The organism is Saccharopolyspora erythraea NRRL 2338, from assembly GCF_000062885.1.
In the GTDB taxonomy this organism is placed as follows: domain Bacteria; phylum Actinomycetota; class Actinomycetes; order Mycobacteriales; family Pseudonocardiaceae; genus Saccharopolyspora_D; species Saccharopolyspora_D erythraea.
In genome coordinates, this window is the sequence record NC_009142.1 from 6,595,565 (window position 1) to 6,613,661 (window position 18,097).

Here is an 18,097-nt window from a genome sequence, read left to right on the forward strand (position 1 = left end):
ACACGAGATCACCACGCAGTTCCGTAGGCTACGGGCGTGCATACGGTGGCAGTGCTGAGTCTCAAGGGTGGCGTGGGCAAGACGACCGTGGTGCTCGGCCTCGCTTCGGCGGCCATGCGCCGCGGGGTGCGAACCCTGGTCGTGGACCTGGATCCGCAGTGCAACGCGACCGCATGCCTGGAGCCGGACGCAACCGACAAGGAGCTCGGCGACGTGCTGGCCGACCCGCGCCCGGAGGTGCTGCGCGCTGCGGTCGCGCCCAGCGCGTGGGGCGAGGAGGTCGACGTCCTGGTCGGCTCGGAGGACGGCGAGCTGCACAACGGCCACCACCCCGACGACGAGCACCTCTCCAAACTCACAACGGCGTTGTCACAGCTGGACGAGCTGATCGCCGACGGCGAGCTGCCGTACCAGCTGGTGCTGCTGGACTGCCCGCCGTCGCTGGGCAGGCTGACCCGCTCCGCGCTGGTGGCCGCCGACCGGGCGCTGCTGGTCACCGAGCCGACGATCTTCGCCGTCTCCGGCGTCCAGCGCGCTTTCGAGGCGGTGCAGGCCGAACGGGAGGCCAGCAACCCGCGGTTGCAGCCCCTGGGCGTGGTGGTCAACCGGGTCCGGCCGCGGTCGCACGAGCACCAGTACCGCATCGAGGAGCTCCGGGAGATCTTCGGCCCGCTGGTGATGCCGGTCGCGCTGCCCGACCGGCTCGCCGTGCAGCAGGCGCAGGGCGCCTGCATGCCGATCCACCAGTGGGGAACGCCGGGCGCGCGCGAGGTCGCGCTGGCGTTCAACCTGCTGCTGGCGCGCACCCTGCGGGCGGGCCGGGTCGACCGAAACGCGGAGCTGGACGACTTCGACGACGAGGAGTTCGAGGAAGCCGCCGAATGACCGGGCCGGCGCCCTCGTGCACCGCTCCACGGCGCTCTTCCGGCGTGAACAGGTGCGAGCATGGGGACCGGGCACCGCAGGTGTCCCGCGGGGGCTGAAGCCGGCGCTGGAAGGGCGGTGAGCCTGCTCTGCCGGAGGGCGACACGGTCTTCCTTGCCTGCCACCGGTTGCACGAGGCGCTGGCGGGCGAGGTGCTGGTGCGCGGCGAGCTCCGGCATCCCAGACTGGCCGAGGTCGACCTGGCGGGCCGCACCGTGCGCGAGGTCCGCCCCGCGGGCAAGCACCTGCTGATCCGGTTCGACGGCGACCGCACGCTGCACAGCCACCTGCGGATGGACGGCGCCTGGCACGTCTACTCACCGGGCGCGCGGTGGCGCCGTCCCGGTCACCAGGCACGGGCGATCCTGGCGACGGAGCAGCGCAGCGCCGTCGGCTTCAACCTGCACGACCTGCACCTGCTGCGGACCGGCGACGAACGCCGGCTGATCGGTCACCTCGGTCCCGACCTGCTGTCGCCGGACTGGGACGAGTCCGCCGCGCTGGAGGCGGTCCGGCGGCTGACCGCCGAGCCCGACCGCGAGATCGGGCTGGCCCTGCTGGACCAGAGCGTGGTCGCCGGGGTCGGGAACCTCTACAAGACCGAGGTCTGCTTCCTGCTCGGCAGCACCCCGTGGACGCCGGTGTCCGAAGTGGACGCCGCCGAGGCCGTCCGGCTCTCCCGCGAGCTGCTGCTGCGCAACGCCTGGCACCCGGAGCAGTCCACGACCGGCGACACGCGGCGCGGGCGGACGCACTGGATCTACGGGCGCCGGACGTGCCTGCGATGCGGCGGCGCGGTCCGGCGAGGCGTGCAGGGGCACGGGATCGAGGAACGCGTGGCCTACCACTGCCCGAACTGCCAGCGCGGGGCTCAGGACGAGCGGCGGGCGTCGGCCAGGCGGCGCAGCAGCGGGTAGAGCAGGACGATCCCCACCGAGCCCCAGACCACGCCGGTGATCCGCAGCGCCCCGATCGAGAGCGTGAGGTCGCCGACCCCGGCGATGATCGCGGTGCCCAGCACCGCGACGTTGACCGGGTCGACGAAGTCGACCCCGGCGTCCAGCCAGATCCGCACGCCGACCATCGCGAGCATGCCGAACAGCACCAGCGTGGCGCCGCCGAGCACGCCCAGCGGGATGGTGTTGATCAGCGCGGCGAGCTTCGGGCTGAACGACAGCACCACCGACGCCCCGGCGGCGACCACGCACGCCGCCGTCGAGTAGACCCTGGTCGCGGCCATGACTCCGACGTTGGCGGCGTAGCTGCTCAGCGCCGAACCGCCCACCGAACCCGACAGCGTGGTGGCCAGCCCGCCGCCGATGAGCGCGTCCCCGACGCTGCCGTCGAGGTTGCGGCCGGTCAGCGCCGCGACGGCCTTGAGGTGCCCGACGTGCTCGGCGACAAGCACGATCACCAGCGGCAGCACGTAGGGCACGACCGACAGGTGCACCTGCGGGGCGATCAGGTCGGGCGGTCCGAACCACGGCGCGTCGCGCAGCGCGGTCAGTCGCGCCTCGTCGAGCTGGAAGGTCACCGCCGCGTACGCCCAGCCGATCAGCACGCCCAGCAGCACCGATGCCCTGGCGAGCAGGCCGCGGCTGGCCACCGTCGCCAGCACCACCGTGCCCAGCGTCAGCGCCGCCGCGACCGGCTGCTTGTCCACCGACGCGACCGACTGCGGCGCCAGGCTCAGCCCGATCATGAGCACGACCGCGCCGGTGACGATCGGCGGCATCGACGACTCCAGCAGGCGGACGCCGAGCGCCTTGACCGCCACGCCCACGGCCGTCACGACCAGTCCGACGACCATGATCCCGCCGAGCAGCGTGGCCGGACTCGCACCGCCGGTCTCCGACGCGACGACGAGCGGCACCACGAACGCCGCGGAGGCGCCCAGGTAGCTCGGGATGCGGTTGCGGGTGACGACGACGAACAGCAGCGTGCCCACGCCGGACAGCAGCAGGGTGGTGGTGACCGGGAAGCCGGTGACCAGCGGGACCAGCGTCGTCATGCCGAACATGGCGAACAGGTGCTGGACACCCAGGCCGAATGTGAGCGGCCAGCTCAGGCGTTCCTCGGAGGTCACGACGGCGTCGCCCAGCAAGTGTCGACCGTTGCCGTGCACGGTCCACAACGCCACGTCGTTCCTCTCCCGACTTCCCCGCTCAGACGGAGATCGTGCCACGGTATGTAGTGACAACGGGAAGATTACTATTTCGCATCACACAATCAAGGAGCGCCGAACCCGAACAGATGAAATCTGAACTACCTGCTGTAACGCAGGCGGCTCGGCGTGTCGCCCGGATGCCTCACGAAGTCAGCCGGACGTGCTGGTCATCCGTCCGGCGGGCGGCCACGCGGCCGACAGGAGCGGCGCTACCTCGCCCGAGCGGCGTGCCTGCGGAGTCGCCCGTGCGGATGGCTTCGGCGTCCACATGGCGGTAGCCGGGACAGCTTCGCGGCCGCCTGCCGAGCGCCCGAGGGCGACGACCGAGCGCCTGGATCGCTGAGGTCCTGGATCATCGAGTACTCGGCCGCTGAGTGCCCGGGTCGCCGAAGTACCTCGGCCGCTGAATGGCCAGGCCGCCCGCTGCCGGACCGCCGACTGACCTGCCGCCGAGTGCGATGCCCCCACGAGTAGCCCCACCGCAGGCCGGGTGATCCACCCAGCGCCGATGGCGCCCTCGCCCCGCGGTCAGCTGTACTGGCCCGGCTCCTGGCGGCGCGTCCGGCGCGGCTCGGCCACATCCGTTTCGACGCGCGGTGCGGAGTCGTCGACACGGGACGTCGGGCCGTCGAGTCGAGATGCCGGGTCCTCGGCGCGCGGGCCCGCGCCGGAAAGCTCCTGCAACGCGGCGGCGAGGCCGACGAGGCGGTCGGTGGCGTCCTGGATCAGGTACTTCTGCTCGGGTGCGCCGCTGGCGGCGACGGCGCGGCCGGCCGCGGCGACCAGGCCGCAGTAGGTGTCGATGCCCTCGTCGAGTTCGGCGCGCAGCTTGCGCACGTCGTCCTCCAGTGCGGGCCGGTCGGAGGCCGGCGCGTGCTGGATTGCCGCCTCCACCGCCTGCAACCGCGCCGCGACCTGGCGCAGGGCGGTGGCGGTCTGGTCGGCCGTGGCACGCGCGTCGACGGCCTCGCTGCCGGTGCCGGTGGCGGTGAGCTGCGCCAGCGCCCCGTGGAGGCTCTGCTCGGCGTCGCGCAGCCGCCGCATGGGCTCCCTGGCCTGCGAACCGGCCGGCGGCAGCTCCACCGGGTCGGGTGCGGCCTCCGGCAGCGGCGTCCGCTTGAGCCTGCGGTACTTCAGGCCCGCGCCGACCGTCGCGGCGCCGGAGGCCACGGCCAGCCCGCCCAGCCCGAACACGGCGCCCTGCTGGGCGACCTCACCGAGGGAGCCGGCCGCGGCCCACATCGCGTCCATGGCGAAGGAGGCGTACGAACCGGCACCCAGCACCCCGGTGGTGACCGCGCTGCCGACGGTGGTGCGCTTCGCGCGCCTGCGCTGCCGGAGCAGGCGGGCGCGGGGATCACGCCACTGCGCGATCTTCCGCCGCACGTTGGTCAGCACAGGGCCGCGAAGCTGCTCCATCGCGGCTTCGCCCCACTGCGCGAGCTCCTGCCTGCTCGGCTTGGCTCCTGAACCCAACTGAACCGCCCCAGTCCGCCGTCCTGCCCGAACTCCCCGCGCCAACCGCGCGACCGACGGCCGCTCAGGCCTGGCCGGTCTGCGGGTTCTGCTGCTGTTGCTGCTGGGTGGCGGGCTCCGCGGCGTTCTGCCCGCCGGTCACCTGCTGCTGCTGCCCGCCGGTCACCTGCTGCTGCTGGCCGCCGGTGACCTGCTGCTGGCCGCCGCCCATGGACGCCCGGATCTGGGCGAGCCTGCTGGCGCCCGCGGCGTCGACGGAGGCCTGCTGGACCTCCATCATCCGGCCCTGGACGCTGTTCTGCGCCAGCTCCGCCTCGCCGAGGGCGGTGGTGTAGCGGCGCTCGATCTTGTCCCGGACCTCCTCCAGCGAGGGGGTGTTGCCGGGCGCGGCGACCTCGGTCATCTGGCGCAGCGACGAGGAGACCTGCTCCTGCATCTTGGCCTGCTCCAGCTGGCTGAGCAGCTTGGTCCGCTCGGCGATCTTCTGCTGCAGCACCTGGGCGTTGCGCTCCACGGCCTGCTTGGCCTGTTCGGCGGCTCCCAGCGACTGGTCGTGCAGCGTCTTGAGGTCCTCGACGCCCTGCTCGGCGGTCACCAGCTGGCTCGCGAGCTGGGTCGCGGTCTCCTCGTACTTCTGGGCCTTGACCTCGTCGCCCTCGGTCCGCGCCTGGTCGGCCATGACCAGCGCCTGCCGGGCCGAGGCCTGCAGCTTCTCGACCTCGCCGAGCTGGCGGTTGAGCTTCATCTCCAGCTGGCGCTGGTTGCCGATCACCGAGGCGGCCTGCTGGGAGAGCGCCTGGTGCTGCCGCTGCGCTTCCTCGATGGCCTGCTGGATCTGCACCTTCGGGTCGGCGTGCTCGTCGACCTTCGACGAGAACGACGCCATCAGGTACTTCCAAGCCTTCACGAACGGGTTGGCCATCTCCTCCGCCTGCCTTCTCTCCTGCTCGGCTGCCCACGAGGCACAACGCACCAGCGTGCCCACTGGTTCCATCGTGTCAGGTCGCTGTGTGCGCTTCCACCAGACCGGGGAGATCTCCGGAATTTTCCCCGAGTCGCAACCCAACAGCGACAAGATCGAACCAGGGCCACCGCCAACACCGGCACCCGGGGCCCCCTGACCAGCCCGAAAGAGTGACACCCCTACGAAATCACCGCAGGTAGGAAATCACTACACGCCGGCCACGGCTCAAAACGGCGCCAGCCCCGCGCAGCGAACAAGAACCCGCCGACCCAAAGCCCCTAAACAACCCGACCCAAGCGCACCCCGACCCCAACCGGCACCCGCCAGCTCAAAGCTCCCGAAAGCCCAACCCAAGCGCACCCCGAGCCCAACGGGCACCCGCCAGCCCAAGCCGCACAAAAGCCCAGCTCAAGCGCAGCACAACCCCAACAGCCACCCGCCAGCCAAAGCCCCGCGAGCCCAACCGAAGCGCCCACACCTCCGGGCACCCCCGCCCACGGGCCGCTCCGCGCCCGGCCCCCGGCCGCTCCGCGGCCGACGGCCGGCGCCGCCGCGCCTCAGGCGGCGACGACCACGCCGCCGGAGGTGCGCACCGGCGCACCGATGCGCTGGCTGAGCACGGACTGCAGCCGCAGGTCCCCGGCCGCCTCGTCGATGGACACCCGGGTGGCTTCGTCGATGGACACGCGGGTCTCCGGGCCGCCGTGGGCCTCGGTGCCCGCGAGCTCGCGCTCGCCGGCCGGCTCGGCCTCGCCGAGCTCGGTCCCGATGAGGCTGGGCACCAGCCTGCCGCCGTCGATCTCGGCGGTCGACGCGTGCTCCACCGTGGCGGGTGCGACCAGCGACTCGTCCATGTCGCCGGCCACGGTCACCAGCAGCTCCGGCAACGGCAGCTCCAGGGCGTCGCAGATCGAGGCGAGCAGCTCGCTCGACGCCTCCTTGCGGCCCCGTTCCACCTCCGAGAGGTAGCCGAGGCTCACCCGGGCAGCGCGCGAGACGTCCCGCAATGTCCGAGACTGAGCGGTCCGGGCGCGGCGCAGTCGTTCACCGACCGCTTCCCGCAACAACACGGTCATCTCGCGCCTCCCTTCTTCGTCGCCTACCGCGTGCGCTACGCGCCAACGCCCCCTACGTTACTCACCGAGCGGCCTCGGCGAGAACGATCAGCGGCAAGTCCGCCAAGGGCGAACGCCCCGGCAGCGGGCCCCGGCGTGGCCCGATGGCCGCGCCTTCCGCCAGCGCACGGTTGATCCGTCCGGTCAGCAGCATCAACGCAGCAGTTCCCGGAACTGTTCCAACGCCACCCGAACGGCCGCAGCCCGCACCGCGTGCCGATCGCCTCCCAGGTGGACCGAACGCACCGTCGCGCCGCTGGGACCGGCGAAGCCGAGGTGCACGGTGCCCGGCGAGACGCCGTCCTGCGGGTCCGGTCCGGCCACGCCGGTGAGGCCGATGCCCCAGTCCGCGCCGCAGCGCGTCCGCACGCCCACGGCCAGCATCTCGGCGACCGCGGGACACACCGCGCCGTGCTCTTCGAGCACGACCCGGTCGACGCCGAGCAGGCTCGCCTTGAGGTCGGTGGCGTAGACGACCATGCCGCCGCGCACGACGTCGCTCGCGCCGGGCACGTCGGTCAGCGCGGCCGACAGGATGCCCGCGGTCAGCGACTCGGCGGTGGCGACGGTCTCACCTCGCGTGCGCAGCGCGTCGAGGACGAGCACCACGTGCTGGCGGGGGACCCCGAGGGCCTCGACGATCACGCGCCCGCCTTCGCCCGCTTGCCGCCCGCCCGCAGGCGCAGCGCCCGGAAGACGTAGTCGAGCCCGGTGACGACGGTGGCCAGCACGGCCGCGCCCATCACGACCCACCGCAGCGGATCGGCCCAGCCCGCAAGCGGCAGCAGGTACAGCCCGATGGCCAGGGCTTGCAGCAGCGTCTTGACCTTGCCGCCCCGGCTGGCGGGGATCACGCCGTGTCGGATCACCCAGAACCGCAGGGCGGTGATCGCCAGCTCGCGGCCGATGATCACCAGGGTCACCCACCACGCCAGGTCGCCGAGCAGGCTGAGCCCGACCAGCGCCGACCCGGTGAGCGCCTTGTCGGCGATCGGGTCGGCGACCTTGCCGAAGTCGGTGACCAGCCCGCGCCGACGCGCCAGGTCGCCGTCGATGCGGTCGGTGATCGAGGCGACCGCGAAGATCCCGGTGGCGATCCAGCGCCAGAGCTGGTCGTGGCCGTCGTCCCAGAACAGCGCGACCAGGAAGACCGGCACCAGCGCCAGCCGCGACATGGTCAGCACGTTGGCGATGTTGAGAACGGGCACCGGGCCGTCGGCGCGCCCGCCGGGGGTGGCGGAGTCCGAGGCCGCGCTCTCGGCGGTCACGGCGTGGCCACCGCGCCGCGCCGGTGGCCCGGGCGGGCACCCGAGCTCAGAGTTCGATCCCGGTTCATGATCCCTCCCCGGCACCGCGGAGTTGCGACGAGTCCTGTGCCGCGCCGACCGGGCGCACCACGAGGTCCACGCCCTCGCTGGCGATCACCCGGCAGTGCACCACCTCGCCCACGCCGGCCCCTCCAGCATCGACGACGACGCACTCGCCGTCCACCTCCGGGCCCTGGTGTTCGGCGCGACCGGTGACCTCGCCGTCCTCGTCGCGCTCGACCAGCACCCGCACCTCGGTGCCGACGCGGTCCTCGGCGCGCTGCGCGACCAGCTCGTCGGCCAGCGCGGAGACCTGCTCGACCCGGGCGGCGACGACGTCGGCGTCGAGCTTGCCGTCGAAGCCGGCGGCCTCGGTGCCGTCCTCGTCGGAGTAGCCGAACACGCCGACCGCGTCGAGCCGGGCCCTGGTGAGGAAGTCCTGCAGCTCCTCGAAGTCCTCCTCGGTCTCGCCGGGGAAGCCGACGATGACGTTGCTGCGGATGCCCGCCTCCGGGGCGAGCTCGCGGATCTGCTCGATCAGCGCCAGGAACGACTCGGTGGAGCCGAACCGGCGCATCCGCCGCAGCACCTTCTCGCTGGAGTGCTGGAAGGACAGGTCGAAGTAGGGCGCGACGCCCGGGGTGGTCGCGATGGCGCGGACCAGGCCGGGGCGGGTCTCGGCGGGCTGGAGGTAGGAGACGCGGACCCGGTCGACGCCGTCGATGCCCGCCAGCCGCGGCAGCAGGGTCTCCAGGGCGCGCGGGTCGGAGAGGTCCTTGCCGTAGGAGGTCGAGTTCTCGCTGACCAGGAACAGCTCCTTCGCGCCCTGCTCGGCCAGCCACGCGGCCTCGCCGAGCACCTCTTCGGGCTGCCGTGACAGGAAGGAGCCGCGGAAGGACGGGATGGCGCAGAAGGAGCAGCGGCGGTCGCAGCCGGAGGCCAGCTTCAGCGCGGCGAGCGGCGAGTCGTCGAGCCTGCGACGGGCGATCCCGCGCGTCGAGGGCACCCAGCCGTGCCCGGGCACGGCGACCTCGGAGGCCGCCGCGGCGGCGGGCCGGGCCACCGGGGTGATCGGCAGCATCTTGCGCCGGTCCTGCGGCTGGTGCGGCTGGATGGCGCGGCCGGCGAGCACGTCGTCGAGCCGCTCGGCGAGGTTGCCGTAGTGGTCGAACCCGAGCACCGCGTCGGCCTCCGGCAGGTGCTCGGCGAGCTCCGCGCCGTAACGCTCCGCCATGCATCCGACGGCGACGACCTTCGCGCCCGTGTCGGAGGCGGCGAGCAGCGTGTCGACGGAGTCCTTCTTCGCCGACTCGACGAAACCGCAGGTGTTGACCACGACGACGTCGGCGGACGACTCGTCGTCGATCAGGTCCCAGCCGCGTTGGTGCAGGTTGCCGGCGAGCTCCTCGGAGTCGACCTCGTTGCGCGCGCAACCGAGCGTGACCATGGCGACTCGACGGGAAGAGTGCTCGGCAGACATGCGTCGAGCGTAACGTCCGGCGTTGTCCGCGCTGCGCATGAGCCTCGTTGCGCACCGCGGGCGGGCTCCGGCGGGATCCGGCGGACGGAACCGCCCCGCGGGACGCCTCGCGGCAACCGCGGCGAAACCCCCGCGTCGCACCGGAAACCCCGTGCGCACGGCACGTTCCCACTGCCGGGCGAGACCGAGATTACGTCCGGAGGCAGTGCACACGGCCGATCATGCAGGTTAGGCTTGCCTAACTATGTCGCCATCCCTGAACATCCGCCCCGCGCGCGTCCGCGATGTCCCCGAGATCAAGACCCTGGTCGACCACTACGCGGGGAAGGTGGTGCTGGGCAAGGAGCTCGTCACGCTCTACGAGGACGTCCAGGAGTTCCGGGTCGCCGAGACCGGGGGCCGGATCGTCGGCTGCGGCGCGCTGCACGTCCTCTGGGAGGACCTCGCCGAGATCCGCACCGTCGCCGTCGACCCGCTCAGCCACGGCATGGGCATCGGCCACGCGCTGGTCGACCACCTGATCGACTGCGCGCGGGAGCTCGGCCTGGCGCGGCTGTTCGTGCTGACCTTCGAGACCGGGTTCTTCGGCAGGCACGGGTTCCTGCCGATCCGCGACACCCCCGTCCCGCCGGAGGTCTACGAGGAGATCCGCCGCTCGCCGGACGAGGGCGTCGCGCAGTTCCTCGACCTCGCCCACGTCAAGCCGAACACCCTCGGCAACACCCGCATGCTCCTGCGCCTGACCGCATAGCCTTCCGCGCCGCGACCGGAATTCTCGATCCGCTGTTATCAGTGAACGGTTCCACCGGGTGATCGCAGCTCCTCCTTGCCGGGATCTCCGGCGCGATGTGCATGCCCCGCATCGCGTCGGGCGCTAACATGAACCTCATGCATGACTATGCGCCACACGCGATAGTGATCCGGCGAGCGCGGATCGGCGACGTGCGGGCGATCAAGTCGCTGGTCGACCACTACGCGGGCAAGGTGCTGCTGGCCAAGGAGCTCGTGACGCTGTACGAGGACGTCCAGGAGTTCTGGGTCGCCGAGGAGCTGACCGAGCCGGACGGGACCGGGCGGATCGTGGGCTGCGGCGCGCTGCACGTCCTCTGGGAGGATCTCGCCGAGATCCGCACCGTCGCCGTGGACGAGTCGGTGCGCGGCCTCGGCGTCGGTCACCGCGTCGTGGCGCAGCTGATCACCGCGGGCCGCGAGCTGGGACTCTCGCGCATCTTCGTGCTCACCTTCGAGACGGCGTTCTTCCGCAGGCACGGCTTCCAGCCGATCGACGGCGCACCGGTGACGCCCGAGGTCTACGCGCAGATGCGGCGCTCCCTCGACGAGGGCGTCGCGGAGTTCCTCGACCTGCCCTTCGTCAAGCCCAACACCCTCGGCAACACCCGCATGCTCCTGGAGCTGCAGGACTGACGGGAGATCGGCGCACGCGGCGCGCGCTATAAGCTTGCGTGCCGTGGCTAGAGGGACGGCTTCGGCCGCGCGGACGACCTCGCGGGGACGCATCGACAAGCGGCAGGCGATCCTGGACGCCGCGTTCACCGTCTTCGCCCGTCAGGGCTACTCGCAGGCCTGCGTGCAGGAGATCGCCGAGGAGGCCGGGGTCGCGAAGCTGACGGTCTACAACCACCTCAGCGACAAGGAGAACCTGTTCCGCCAGGCGGTGGAGGCCGCCGCCGACGCGGTGGCCGCCGAGGGGCTCGCCGTCGTGGAACGGCTGCGCGAGCCCGGCGCCGACCTGCCCTCGGCCATGGCGGACCTGGCGCGGCGGATGCTGCAGGTGGTGACCGGCAAGCGGGCGCTGGCCCTGCGCTGGCTCACCTACGCCCAGGTCGCCCGCTTCCCCGACCTCGTCGAGTCCGTCCAGCGGCACACCTCCACCCGGATCACCGAGGCGCTGGCCGACCGCTTCGCCCGCCTCTCGCTGTCGGGGGAGCTCCGCCGCTGCGACCCGGCGCAGGCCGCCGAGCAGTTCATGGCGCTGCTGACCGGACCGGCCGAGGCGCGCTCGCGGCTGGGCACCCGGAGGCTGCCGGCGAGCGAGACCCGCGCGGTCGCCGCCGCCGCGGTCGACACCTTCCTGCGCGCCTACGCGACCGAATCGGCCGGCGAGACCGGTTGATTCCGCGAACCCCCGGCGCGAGCGGCTGATCCCGCCGGGAGGCGGGAGCAGACCTCCCAGCCGTCCGGCGAGACCGGGTGGCTCGGACCCGCACCCCGCCAGGTCCGGCCGACTCCCGCGGTCCCGAAGCCCGCCCGGCTCCGCCGGGAGCAGCGCGGTTGCGCCGTTCGGCACGGTCGGCGGAAACGTCATCCACCATTCACGTGCAGATCGCGTCAAAGCGTCCGGAACCGCCCGCCCGGCGGCTATAAACCGGGGAGTCACTCACCTGATCCGAGGAGATCACCGTGAAGAACTCACCTGCCGCCCGGCGCGCGTTCGCGGCCGCGGTGGCCGCCACCGGCGCACTGCTGCTGACCGGCGGCACCGCGCACGCCGACCTCAGCGACTCCGAGCTGCGCGCGACCACCGACAGGTACCTCTTCGAGGTCTCGCTCCCCCAGTTCACCGACATCCGCGGCGACCGGCCGCACGCCGACCAGCTCGACTGGTCGTCGGACAGCTGCTCCTGGTCCCCCGACGAGCCGCTGGGCTACGACTTCTCCGAGAGCTGCGACCGCCACGACTTCGGCTACCGCAACTACAAGCGCCAGGCCAGGTTCAACGAGACCACCCGCCTGCGGATCGACGACAACTTCAAGGCCGACATGTACTCCGCCTGCGGCAGCAACAACGGCTGCAAGGCCGCGGCGAACGTCTACTACCAGGCGGTCCGGCAGTTCGGCGCGTCGGCGAACTCCACTGCGGACGCCATCGAGCAGTCCGGGATCACCACGCGCGCGAGCAGCGAGGTCGGCGCCCAGGGCTGAACCCTCCGACCGGGCGTGGCCGCCGCGGCGGTCACGCCCTTCGCATTCCTGCAGTGACTTCGCCAGCGTGAAATCGGTACCGTTCACGGGGCAACCGTGCACGAGAAAGGAACGGTGCCCGATGGTACGGCGGCAACTCCCGCGCTGGTCCGAGCTCCGACCGCTGCTGCGGGTCGAACCACCGCAGCTCAACCCGACCCGGCGGCGCCTGGCCCGCGCGCACACGATCGGCGACCTGCGCGCCATCGCGCGCCGCCGCACGCCCCGCGCGGTCTTCGACTACACCGACGGTGCCGCCGAGGGGGAGACCAGCCTGCGCCGCGCCCGGCAGGCGTTCCGCGACGTCGAGTTCCGCCCTTCGGTGCTGCGCGACGTGTCCGGTGTGGACACCACGACCTCGGTGCTGGGGAAGCCGTCGGCGATGCCGTTCTCACTGGCACCGACGGGTTTCACCAGGATGATGAACCACGAGGGCGAGACCGCCGTCGTGCGCGTCGCGCAGCGCGCGGGCATCCCCTACGGGCTGTCGACCATGGGCACGACGTCCATCGAGGACACCGCGACCGCCGGCCCCGCCGCGCGCAAGTGGTTCCAGCTCTACGTCTGGCGCGACCGCGCGGCCAGCCGCGACCTCGTGCAGCGCGCACGGGAAGCCGGCTACGAGGCGCTGATCCTGACGGTGGACACCCCGGTCGCGGGCGCCCGCCTGCGCGACATGCGCAACGGGCTGACCATCCCGCCCGCGCTGACGCTGAAGACGATCGCCGACGGCGCCATGCACCCGGCCTGGTGGTTCAACCTGCTGACCACCGAGCCGCTGTCGTTCGCCTCGTTCAGCCGGTGGGAGGGCACCGCCGCCGAGCTGATCAACGAGATGTTCGACCCGTCGCTGAACTTCACCGACGTGGAGTGGCTGCGGGAGGCGTGGGACGGGCCGCTGATCGTCAAGGGGCTGCAGAACGTCCCCGACGCCCGCCGAGTGGTCGAGCTCGGGGCCGACGCGGTGATCCTGTCCAACCACGGCGGGCGCCAGCTCGACCGCGCGCCGACGATGCTGGAGCTGCTGCCGCAGGTGCGGGAGGCCATCGGCGACCGCGCGGAGATCATGCTCGACACCGGCATCCTCAGCGGCGCCGACATCGTCGCCGCGCTCGCGCTGGGCGCCGACTCCTGCCTGGTAGGCCGGGCCTACCTGTACGGGCTGATGGCGGGCGGCGAGCAGGGCGTGCAGCGCGCGGTGGACATCCTGCGCACCGAGGTCGTGCGGACGATGCAGCTGCTCGGGGTGTCCAAGGTGGACGACCTCGACGGCTCCTACGCCGTCCTGCGCAGGTAGCCGGGAAGCGACAGGTCCCGTCCGCCCGCGGCGAACGGGCGGACGGGACCTGGGTGCACCGCCGGCCGGGCTTCGGCTTAGCTCTACAAGCGGCGTCAGCCGCTTGCGGTGCGGGACTCAGCTCGCACCGCCGCGGGTTCTCAGGAGCTTTCTCGCGAGGACAGCGCCGACGTGGTGAATCGGGCATTCATGATGTCGGCGATCCCGGAGCGAGAAGGCTTCTGAGGTTTCGCCACCCACACCGCTACGCAAACCACTCCCGCGACATTCTTCAGCGGCCGGGCCTGGTGTCCATCTGCTGCGGGGCCTGCGCGGCCTGGCCTCCGTCGATCGGGCCCACGCCGAACCACGCCTCGCACGGTCCGCCGATGTACTTCTCGAAGTCGGTGGTCACGTGGATGACCGACTCGCCGTCCTCGGTCGGCACCACCGACGGGCTGAAGTTGCGGCAGGTGTTGCCGTGGTTGTACTTGATGTGCACCGGCGCCGGCATCTCGCGCCACGGCTTGCCCGGGTTCGCCGGGTCGTCGGTCACCAGCAACGTGCGGCCGTTGCCCGGCGCGAGTCCGCCGCGGTCCAGCGCGAGCAACTGGTAGGCCAGCAGCAGCCTGCCGTTGCGACCGGGACCGGGGGCCCACGCGATGGTCGGTGTCCCGAGCGGCTGGGCGCCGGTGTCGGAGGTGATCTCGGTGCCGAGGTCGTACGGGTCGCCCCAGTCCCAGCCGTCCTCGGACTTGCGCATGTGAACCGTGCAGATGTGGTCGGGGTCGTAGTTGCAGACCTCGTAGACCATCACGTACGTGCCATCCGGGAGCTGTCGGACTCCGGCCATTCCCGGCCGCACGGTGAACTTGTCGTTCTTGATCGTCTCCTTCACGTCCGTCCAGTTCACACCGTCACGGGAACGCACCTGCACCATCTTCTGGTCGTGCTTCGGATCGCCGTCGTCGGAATAGAAAGCGACCAGGTCCCCGTCCTCGGAGACGGTGAACTCCGGTTCCCACACACCCGGTCCGCGCGGGGCGTCGACGATCGTCGACAGGAAACGCCAGGTGCGCCCCTGGTCGTCGCTGCGCCAGAGCCGGATGCTGGCCTCGCGCACGTCGGCGTCGGCACCGATACCCGCCGTGCCCGCCCACAGCAGGGTGCCCGCGGGCATGTCGCCGACCCGCTGCGGCAGCTCGTAGAGCGTCGAGCAGCACATGCCCTTCTCGTTCTCGCCCTCCGGGTCGCGGATCTCCCCGGCCTGCTGGAACGAGCGGCCGTCATCGTCGCTCTGGTAGATCACCGCGCGCCCGGCGCGGTCGACGTAGGTGGTCATGCTGGCCAGCACGCGCCCCTTGGCCGGGCCGTGCTCCAGCCGCACCAGCCGCGGGTAGCTGCTGCCGCCGTGGCGCAGCATCTCGCCCTTCTCCACGTCGGCGGGCGCCGCTCCCGGCGGCGGGCTCGACGCCGGGTCGGCGGCCGGTGGCTCGACGCCCGAGGCGATCTGCTGGAAACCCGAGACCATGAGCAGTGACAGCGCGATCGCCGAACCTGCGCGGACTTTCCTGCCGGACATCTGCGAACCCTTCGCCAATTGTTTCGTCACCGGCCGTGTCGAATAACGTCAGCTGATCAGCGGTGGCGGCGAATATATCGCACGAAATGCGTGGCGAAGCCCACGCGCGGTATTCATTCAGGGCAATCCGAACTGGTCCGTTCGGACCAGCGCCAACCGATTCAACACAATAGCCGAGACCATTGCCGGAAAATCGCGGGAACAAATGGTTAAACGGGGAATCGCCGAAAAGGCGAACGGCTCCCGCCGGTCAGCGGGAGCCGTTGTCGCGCGGCCTCTGAGCCCGCTCGTCGATCTTTGAAGCGGCGCGGCCGCTCGGCCCACGCCCGCACCCGGAACCGCCGCGAGTTCTCAGGCGCTCACCCGCGCCGCCACGCAAGGCGAGTTCGAAGACAGGCACTCAGAGCTCCTCGTCCGGCGGCGGCCCGCCCCGGATCGAGTACAGCGCGTTCTCCAGTTCGTCCGGCTTGACCAGCACGTCGCGCGCCTTCGAACCCTCCGACGGGCCGACCACGCCGCGCGACTCCAGCAGGTCCATCAGCCTGCCCGCCTTGGCGAAGCCCACCCGCAGCTTGCGCTGCAGCATCGAGGTGGAGCCGAACTGGCTGGTCACGACGAGCTCGGCGGCCTGCAGCAGGACGTCGAGGTCGTCGCCGATGTCGGAGTCGACCTCCTTCTTCTCCCCCGCCTTGGCCGCGGTGACGCCGTCGGTGTACTCCGGCTCGGCCTGCTCCTTGGTGTAGGCGACGATGCGGTGGATCTCCTCGTCGCTGACGAAGGAGCCCTGCACCCGCACCGGCCGGGACGCGCCCATCGGCAGGTACAGCGCGTCGCCCATGCCGATCAGCTTCTCCGCGCCCGGCTGGTCGAGGATGACCCGCGAGTCGGTCAGCGACGACGTGGCGAAGGCCAGCCGCGACGGGACGTTGGTCTTGATCAGGCCGGTGACGACGTCCACCGACGGCCGCTGCGTCGCCAGCACGAGGTGGATGCCCGCGGCCCGGGCCTTCTGGGTGATCCGCACGATCGCGTCCTCGACGTCGCGCGGCGCGGTCATCATCAGGTCGGCCAGCTCGTCGACGATGGCCAGGATGTAGGGGTAGGGCCGGTACTCGCGCTCGCTGCCCGGGGGCGCGGTGATCTCGCCGGAGCGGACCTTCTTGTTGAAGTCGTCGATGTGGCGGACCCGGTTGGCCTGCATGTCCTGGTAGCGCTGCTCCATCTCGTCCACCAGCCAGCCCAGCGCGGCCGCGGCCTTCTTCGGCTGGGTGATGATGGGCGTGATCAGGTGCGGGATGCCCTCGTACGGGGTGAGCTCCACCATCTTCGGGTCGATCAGGATCATCCTGACCTCCGATGGCGTGGCCCGCGCCAGCAGCGACACCAGCATCGAGTTGACGAAGCTCGACTTGCCCGAACCGGTGGAGCCCGCGCACAGCAGGTGCGGCATCTTCGCCAGGTTCGCGGTGACCATGTCGCCCTCGATGTCCTTGCCCAGGCCCATCACCAGCGGGTGGGTGTCGGCGACAGCCTTCGGCGAGCGCAGCACGTCGCCGAGCCGGACCATCTCGCGGTCGCTGTTGGGGACCTCGATGCCCACCGCGGACTTGCCGGGGATGGGTGCGAGCAGCCGGACGTTGTCGGTGGCCGCGGCGTAGGCGATGTTCTTGGTCAGCGCGGTGATCTTCTCGACCTTGACGCCGGGCCCGAGCTCGACCTCGTAGCGGGTCACCGTCGGCCCCCGGGTGAAGCCGGTCACCTGGGCGTCGATGTTGAACTGCTCGAGGACGGCGGTGATCGCCTCGATCATCGAGTCGTTGGCCTTGCTGCGGGCCTTCGGCGGTTCGCCGTCGTGCAGCATGTCCAGCGACGGCGGCTGGTAGTCGCCCTCGACGGTGCGGGTGACCTGCGGCCGCTCGGCCTTCTCGGGCTTGGCGGTCTCGGCGGCGGGCTGGTTGGCCGGGACGTCGGCGGGCTTGGGCTTCTTGGCGGTCTTGGCGTCGACCTCGACGTCGTCGATGGAGAGCTGGGAGTCCCCGGACATCGACGCCTGGCGGCGCCGCGACGGCCTGCGCAGCTTGACCTCGGTCTGCTCGGGCTCCTCGGCGGTCTTGGCGCCCTTCGCCCGGGTGTCGGCGGCGGCGTCGTCCTCGTGCTGCCCGAGCCCGCGCAGGCGGCTCGGGATCTCGCGCACCGGCGTGCCGGTGAGCACAAGGAATCCGAACAGGAACACGATCACCAGCACGGCCATCGCGACACCGTTGGTCAGGCCGTGGGCGAGCGGGCCGCCCGCGACGAAGCCGATCGCGCCACCGGCCCGCGGCCACAGCTGGGCCTCCTGCGGCGCGCCTGCGGCGATGTGCAGGCCGCCGAGCGCGGACAGCAGCAGCAACAGCGCGCCGATGACCACGCGCGGGCGCGCCTCCGGGTTGTTCTCGGTGCGCATCAGCAGCACCGAGACGATCAGCAGCACGACGGGCAGCGCGAGCGCGGCCGAGCCGATGACCGAGCGCAGGATCCAGTCGAACCACTGGCCCACCGGGCCGCCCGCGTGCCACCACACGCCCGCCGCGGCCACGACGGCGACGGCGAGGAAGAACAGCGCGAGGCCGTCCCTGCGGTGTGCGGGGTCGAGGTCCTTGGTGCGCCCGAGTGCGCGGACCACGCCTCCGACGCCCTTGGCCACACCACGGCCGACGCCGGCGCCACCGGAGCCGCCGGAACGCTTGGCCGGTGTGCGGCGCGGTGCGTGCGTGGAACCCGGGCGCGGCTTGGCGCTGCCCCCGCTACCGCCCTTCGAGGACCCGCCACCACGTGAACCCTT

General features: G+C 71.8%; 16 protein-coding genes. 7 read left to right on the plus strand and 9 right to left on the minus strand.

Annotated features, from left to right (window positions below):
• The first annotated feature begins 36 nt into the window (after positions 1 to 36).
• The gene (locus SACE_RS28150) at positions 37 to 885 is read left to right on the plus strand and encodes a ParA family protein (RefSeq protein WP_011874870.1); all 849 of its coding nucleotides are present in this window, start codon (positions 37 to 39) and stop codon (positions 883 to 885) included.
• A gap of 128 nt (positions 886 to 1,013) precedes the next feature.
• Positions 1,014 to 1,841 (plus strand): DNA-formamidopyrimidine glycosylase family protein, encoded by an 828-nt coding sequence (locus tag SACE_RS28155; protein WP_029621400.1) that lies wholly within the window; start codon positions 1,014 to 1,016, stop codon positions 1,839 to 1,841.
• On the opposite strand, the gene SACE_RS28160 is transcribed toward SACE_RS28155, so the two are convergent.
• From SACE_RS28160 to rimO, 7 genes are all read right to left on the minus strand, one after another.
• Entirely contained in the window at positions 1,796 to 3,064 is a 1,269-nt protein-coding gene (locus SACE_RS28160) for a uracil-xanthine permease family protein (RefSeq protein WP_009943107.1), read from the minus strand. The genes SACE_RS28155 and SACE_RS28160 overlap by 46 nt on opposite strands.
• Positions 3,065 to 3,619: 555 nt before the next feature.
• Positions 3,620 to 4,567 carry a phage shock envelope stress response protein PspM gene (gene pspM, locus SACE_RS28165; RefSeq protein ID WP_011874872.1) on the minus strand — a complete coding sequence of 316 codons (948 nt, stop codon included), beginning with the start codon at positions 4,565 to 4,567 and terminating at the stop codon, positions 3,620 to 3,622.
• A gap of 64 nt (positions 4,568 to 4,631) precedes the next feature.
• Positions 4,632 to 5,489 carry a PspA/IM30 family protein gene (locus SACE_RS28170; protein ID WP_009943104.1) on the minus strand — a complete coding sequence of 286 codons (858 nt, stop codon included), beginning with the start codon at positions 5,487 to 5,489 and terminating at the stop codon, positions 4,632 to 4,634.
• 599 nt (positions 5,490 to 6,088) lie between these two features.
• Positions 6,089 to 6,607 (minus strand): helix-turn-helix domain-containing protein, encoded by a 519-nt coding sequence (locus tag SACE_RS28175; RefSeq protein WP_011874873.1) that lies wholly within the window; start codon positions 6,605 to 6,607, stop codon positions 6,089 to 6,091.
• Positions 6,608 to 6,799: 192 nt separating this feature from the next.
• Positions 6,800 to 7,291 (minus strand): CinA family protein, encoded by a 492-nt coding sequence (locus SACE_RS28180; RefSeq protein ID WP_009943100.1) that lies wholly within the window; start codon positions 7,289 to 7,291, stop codon positions 6,800 to 6,802.
• Positions 7,288 to 7,914: a CDP-diacylglycerol--glycerol-3-phosphate 3-phosphatidyltransferase gene (gene pgsA, locus SACE_RS28185; RefSeq protein WP_009943099.1), complete on the minus strand. Its 627-nt coding sequence runs from the start codon at positions 7,912 to 7,914 to the stop codon at positions 7,288 to 7,290. The genes SACE_RS28180 and pgsA overlap by 4 nt, the downstream gene beginning before the upstream one ends.
• A 64-nt stretch (positions 7,915 to 7,978) precedes the next feature.
• Positions 7,979 to 9,433: a 30S ribosomal protein S12 methylthiotransferase RimO gene (rimO, locus tag SACE_RS28190; protein ID WP_011874874.1), complete on the minus strand. Its 1,455-nt coding sequence runs from the start codon at positions 9,431 to 9,433 to the stop codon at positions 7,979 to 7,981.
• Between the two features lie 244 nt (positions 9,434 to 9,677).
• On the opposite strand from rimO, the gene SACE_RS28195 reads away from it, so the two are divergent.
• The 5 genes from SACE_RS28195 (at position 9,678) to SACE_RS28215 (ending at position 13,712) form a co-directional block, all read left to right on the plus strand.
• Complete coding sequence (locus tag SACE_RS28195; protein ID WP_009943096.1) at positions 9,678 to 10,184, plus strand: amino-acid N-acetyltransferase; 507 nt, start codon at positions 9,678 to 9,680, stop codon at positions 10,182 to 10,184.
• A gap of 137 nt (positions 10,185 to 10,321) precedes the next feature.
• A complete protein-coding gene (locus SACE_RS28200) occupies positions 10,322 to 10,858 on the plus strand; it encodes an amino-acid N-acetyltransferase (protein ID WP_029621399.1) in 537 nt (178 codons plus the stop codon).
• Positions 10,859 to 10,901: 43 nt separating this feature from the next.
• Positions 10,902 to 11,567 carry a TetR/AcrR family transcriptional regulator gene (locus SACE_RS28205; RefSeq protein WP_009943094.1) on the plus strand — a complete coding sequence of 222 codons (666 nt, stop codon included), beginning with the start codon at positions 10,902 to 10,904 and terminating at the stop codon, positions 11,565 to 11,567.
• Positions 11,568 to 11,854: 287 nt separating this feature from the next.
• Positions 11,855 to 12,376 carry a phospholipase gene (locus SACE_RS28210; RefSeq protein ID WP_009943093.1) on the plus strand — a complete coding sequence of 174 codons (522 nt, stop codon included), beginning with the start codon at positions 11,855 to 11,857 and terminating at the stop codon, positions 12,374 to 12,376.
• Between the two features lie 121 nt (positions 12,377 to 12,497).
• A complete protein-coding gene (locus tag SACE_RS28215) occupies positions 12,498 to 13,712 on the plus strand; it encodes an alpha-hydroxy acid oxidase (protein ID WP_009943091.1) in 1,215 nt (404 codons plus the stop codon).
• A gap of 271 nt (positions 13,713 to 13,983) precedes the next feature.
• Here the strand turns inward: SACE_RS28215 and SACE_RS28220 are convergent, their stop codons facing one another.
• Together SACE_RS28220 and SACE_RS28225 are read right to left on the minus strand one after the other, a co-directional pair.
• A complete protein-coding gene (locus SACE_RS28220) occupies positions 13,984 to 15,273 on the minus strand; it encodes a sialidase family protein (protein WP_011874876.1) in 1,290 nt (429 codons plus the stop codon).
• 400 nt (positions 15,274 to 15,673) lie between these two features.
• Positions 15,674 to 17,959, minus strand: coding sequence for a DNA translocase FtsK (locus SACE_RS28225; protein WP_009943088.1), 2,286 nt, complete (start codon positions 17,957 to 17,959; stop codon positions 15,674 to 15,676).
• Positions 17,960 to 18,097 lie beyond the last annotated feature (138 nt).

Coding starts and splice junctions, on each gene's coding strand:
- SACE_RS28220 (WP_011874876.1), bottom strand. CDS start 15,273: ATGTCCGGCAGGAAAGTCCGCGCAGGTTCGGCGATCGCGCTGTCACTG.
- SACE_RS28175 (WP_011874873.1), bottom strand. CDS start 6,607: ATGACCGTGTTGTTGCGGGAAGCGGTCGGTGAACGACTGCGCCGCGCC.
- SACE_RS28215 (WP_009943091.1), top strand. CDS start 12,498: ATGGTACGGCGGCAACTCCCGCGCTGGTCCGAGCTCCGACCGCTGCTG.
- SACE_RS28195 (WP_009943096.1), top strand. CDS start 9,678: ATGTCGCCATCCCTGAACATCCGCCCCGCGCGCGTCCGCGATGTCCCC.
- SACE_RS28170 (WP_009943104.1), bottom strand. CDS start 5,489: ATGGCCAACCCGTTCGTGAAGGCTTGGAAGTACCTGATGGCGTCGTTC.
- rimO (WP_011874874.1), bottom strand. CDS start 9,433: ATGTCTGCCGAGCACTCTTCCCGTCGAGTCGCCATGGTCACGCTCGGT.
- SACE_RS28200 (WP_029621399.1), top strand. CDS start 10,322: ATGCATGACTATGCGCCACACGCGATAGTGATCCGGCGAGCGCGGATC.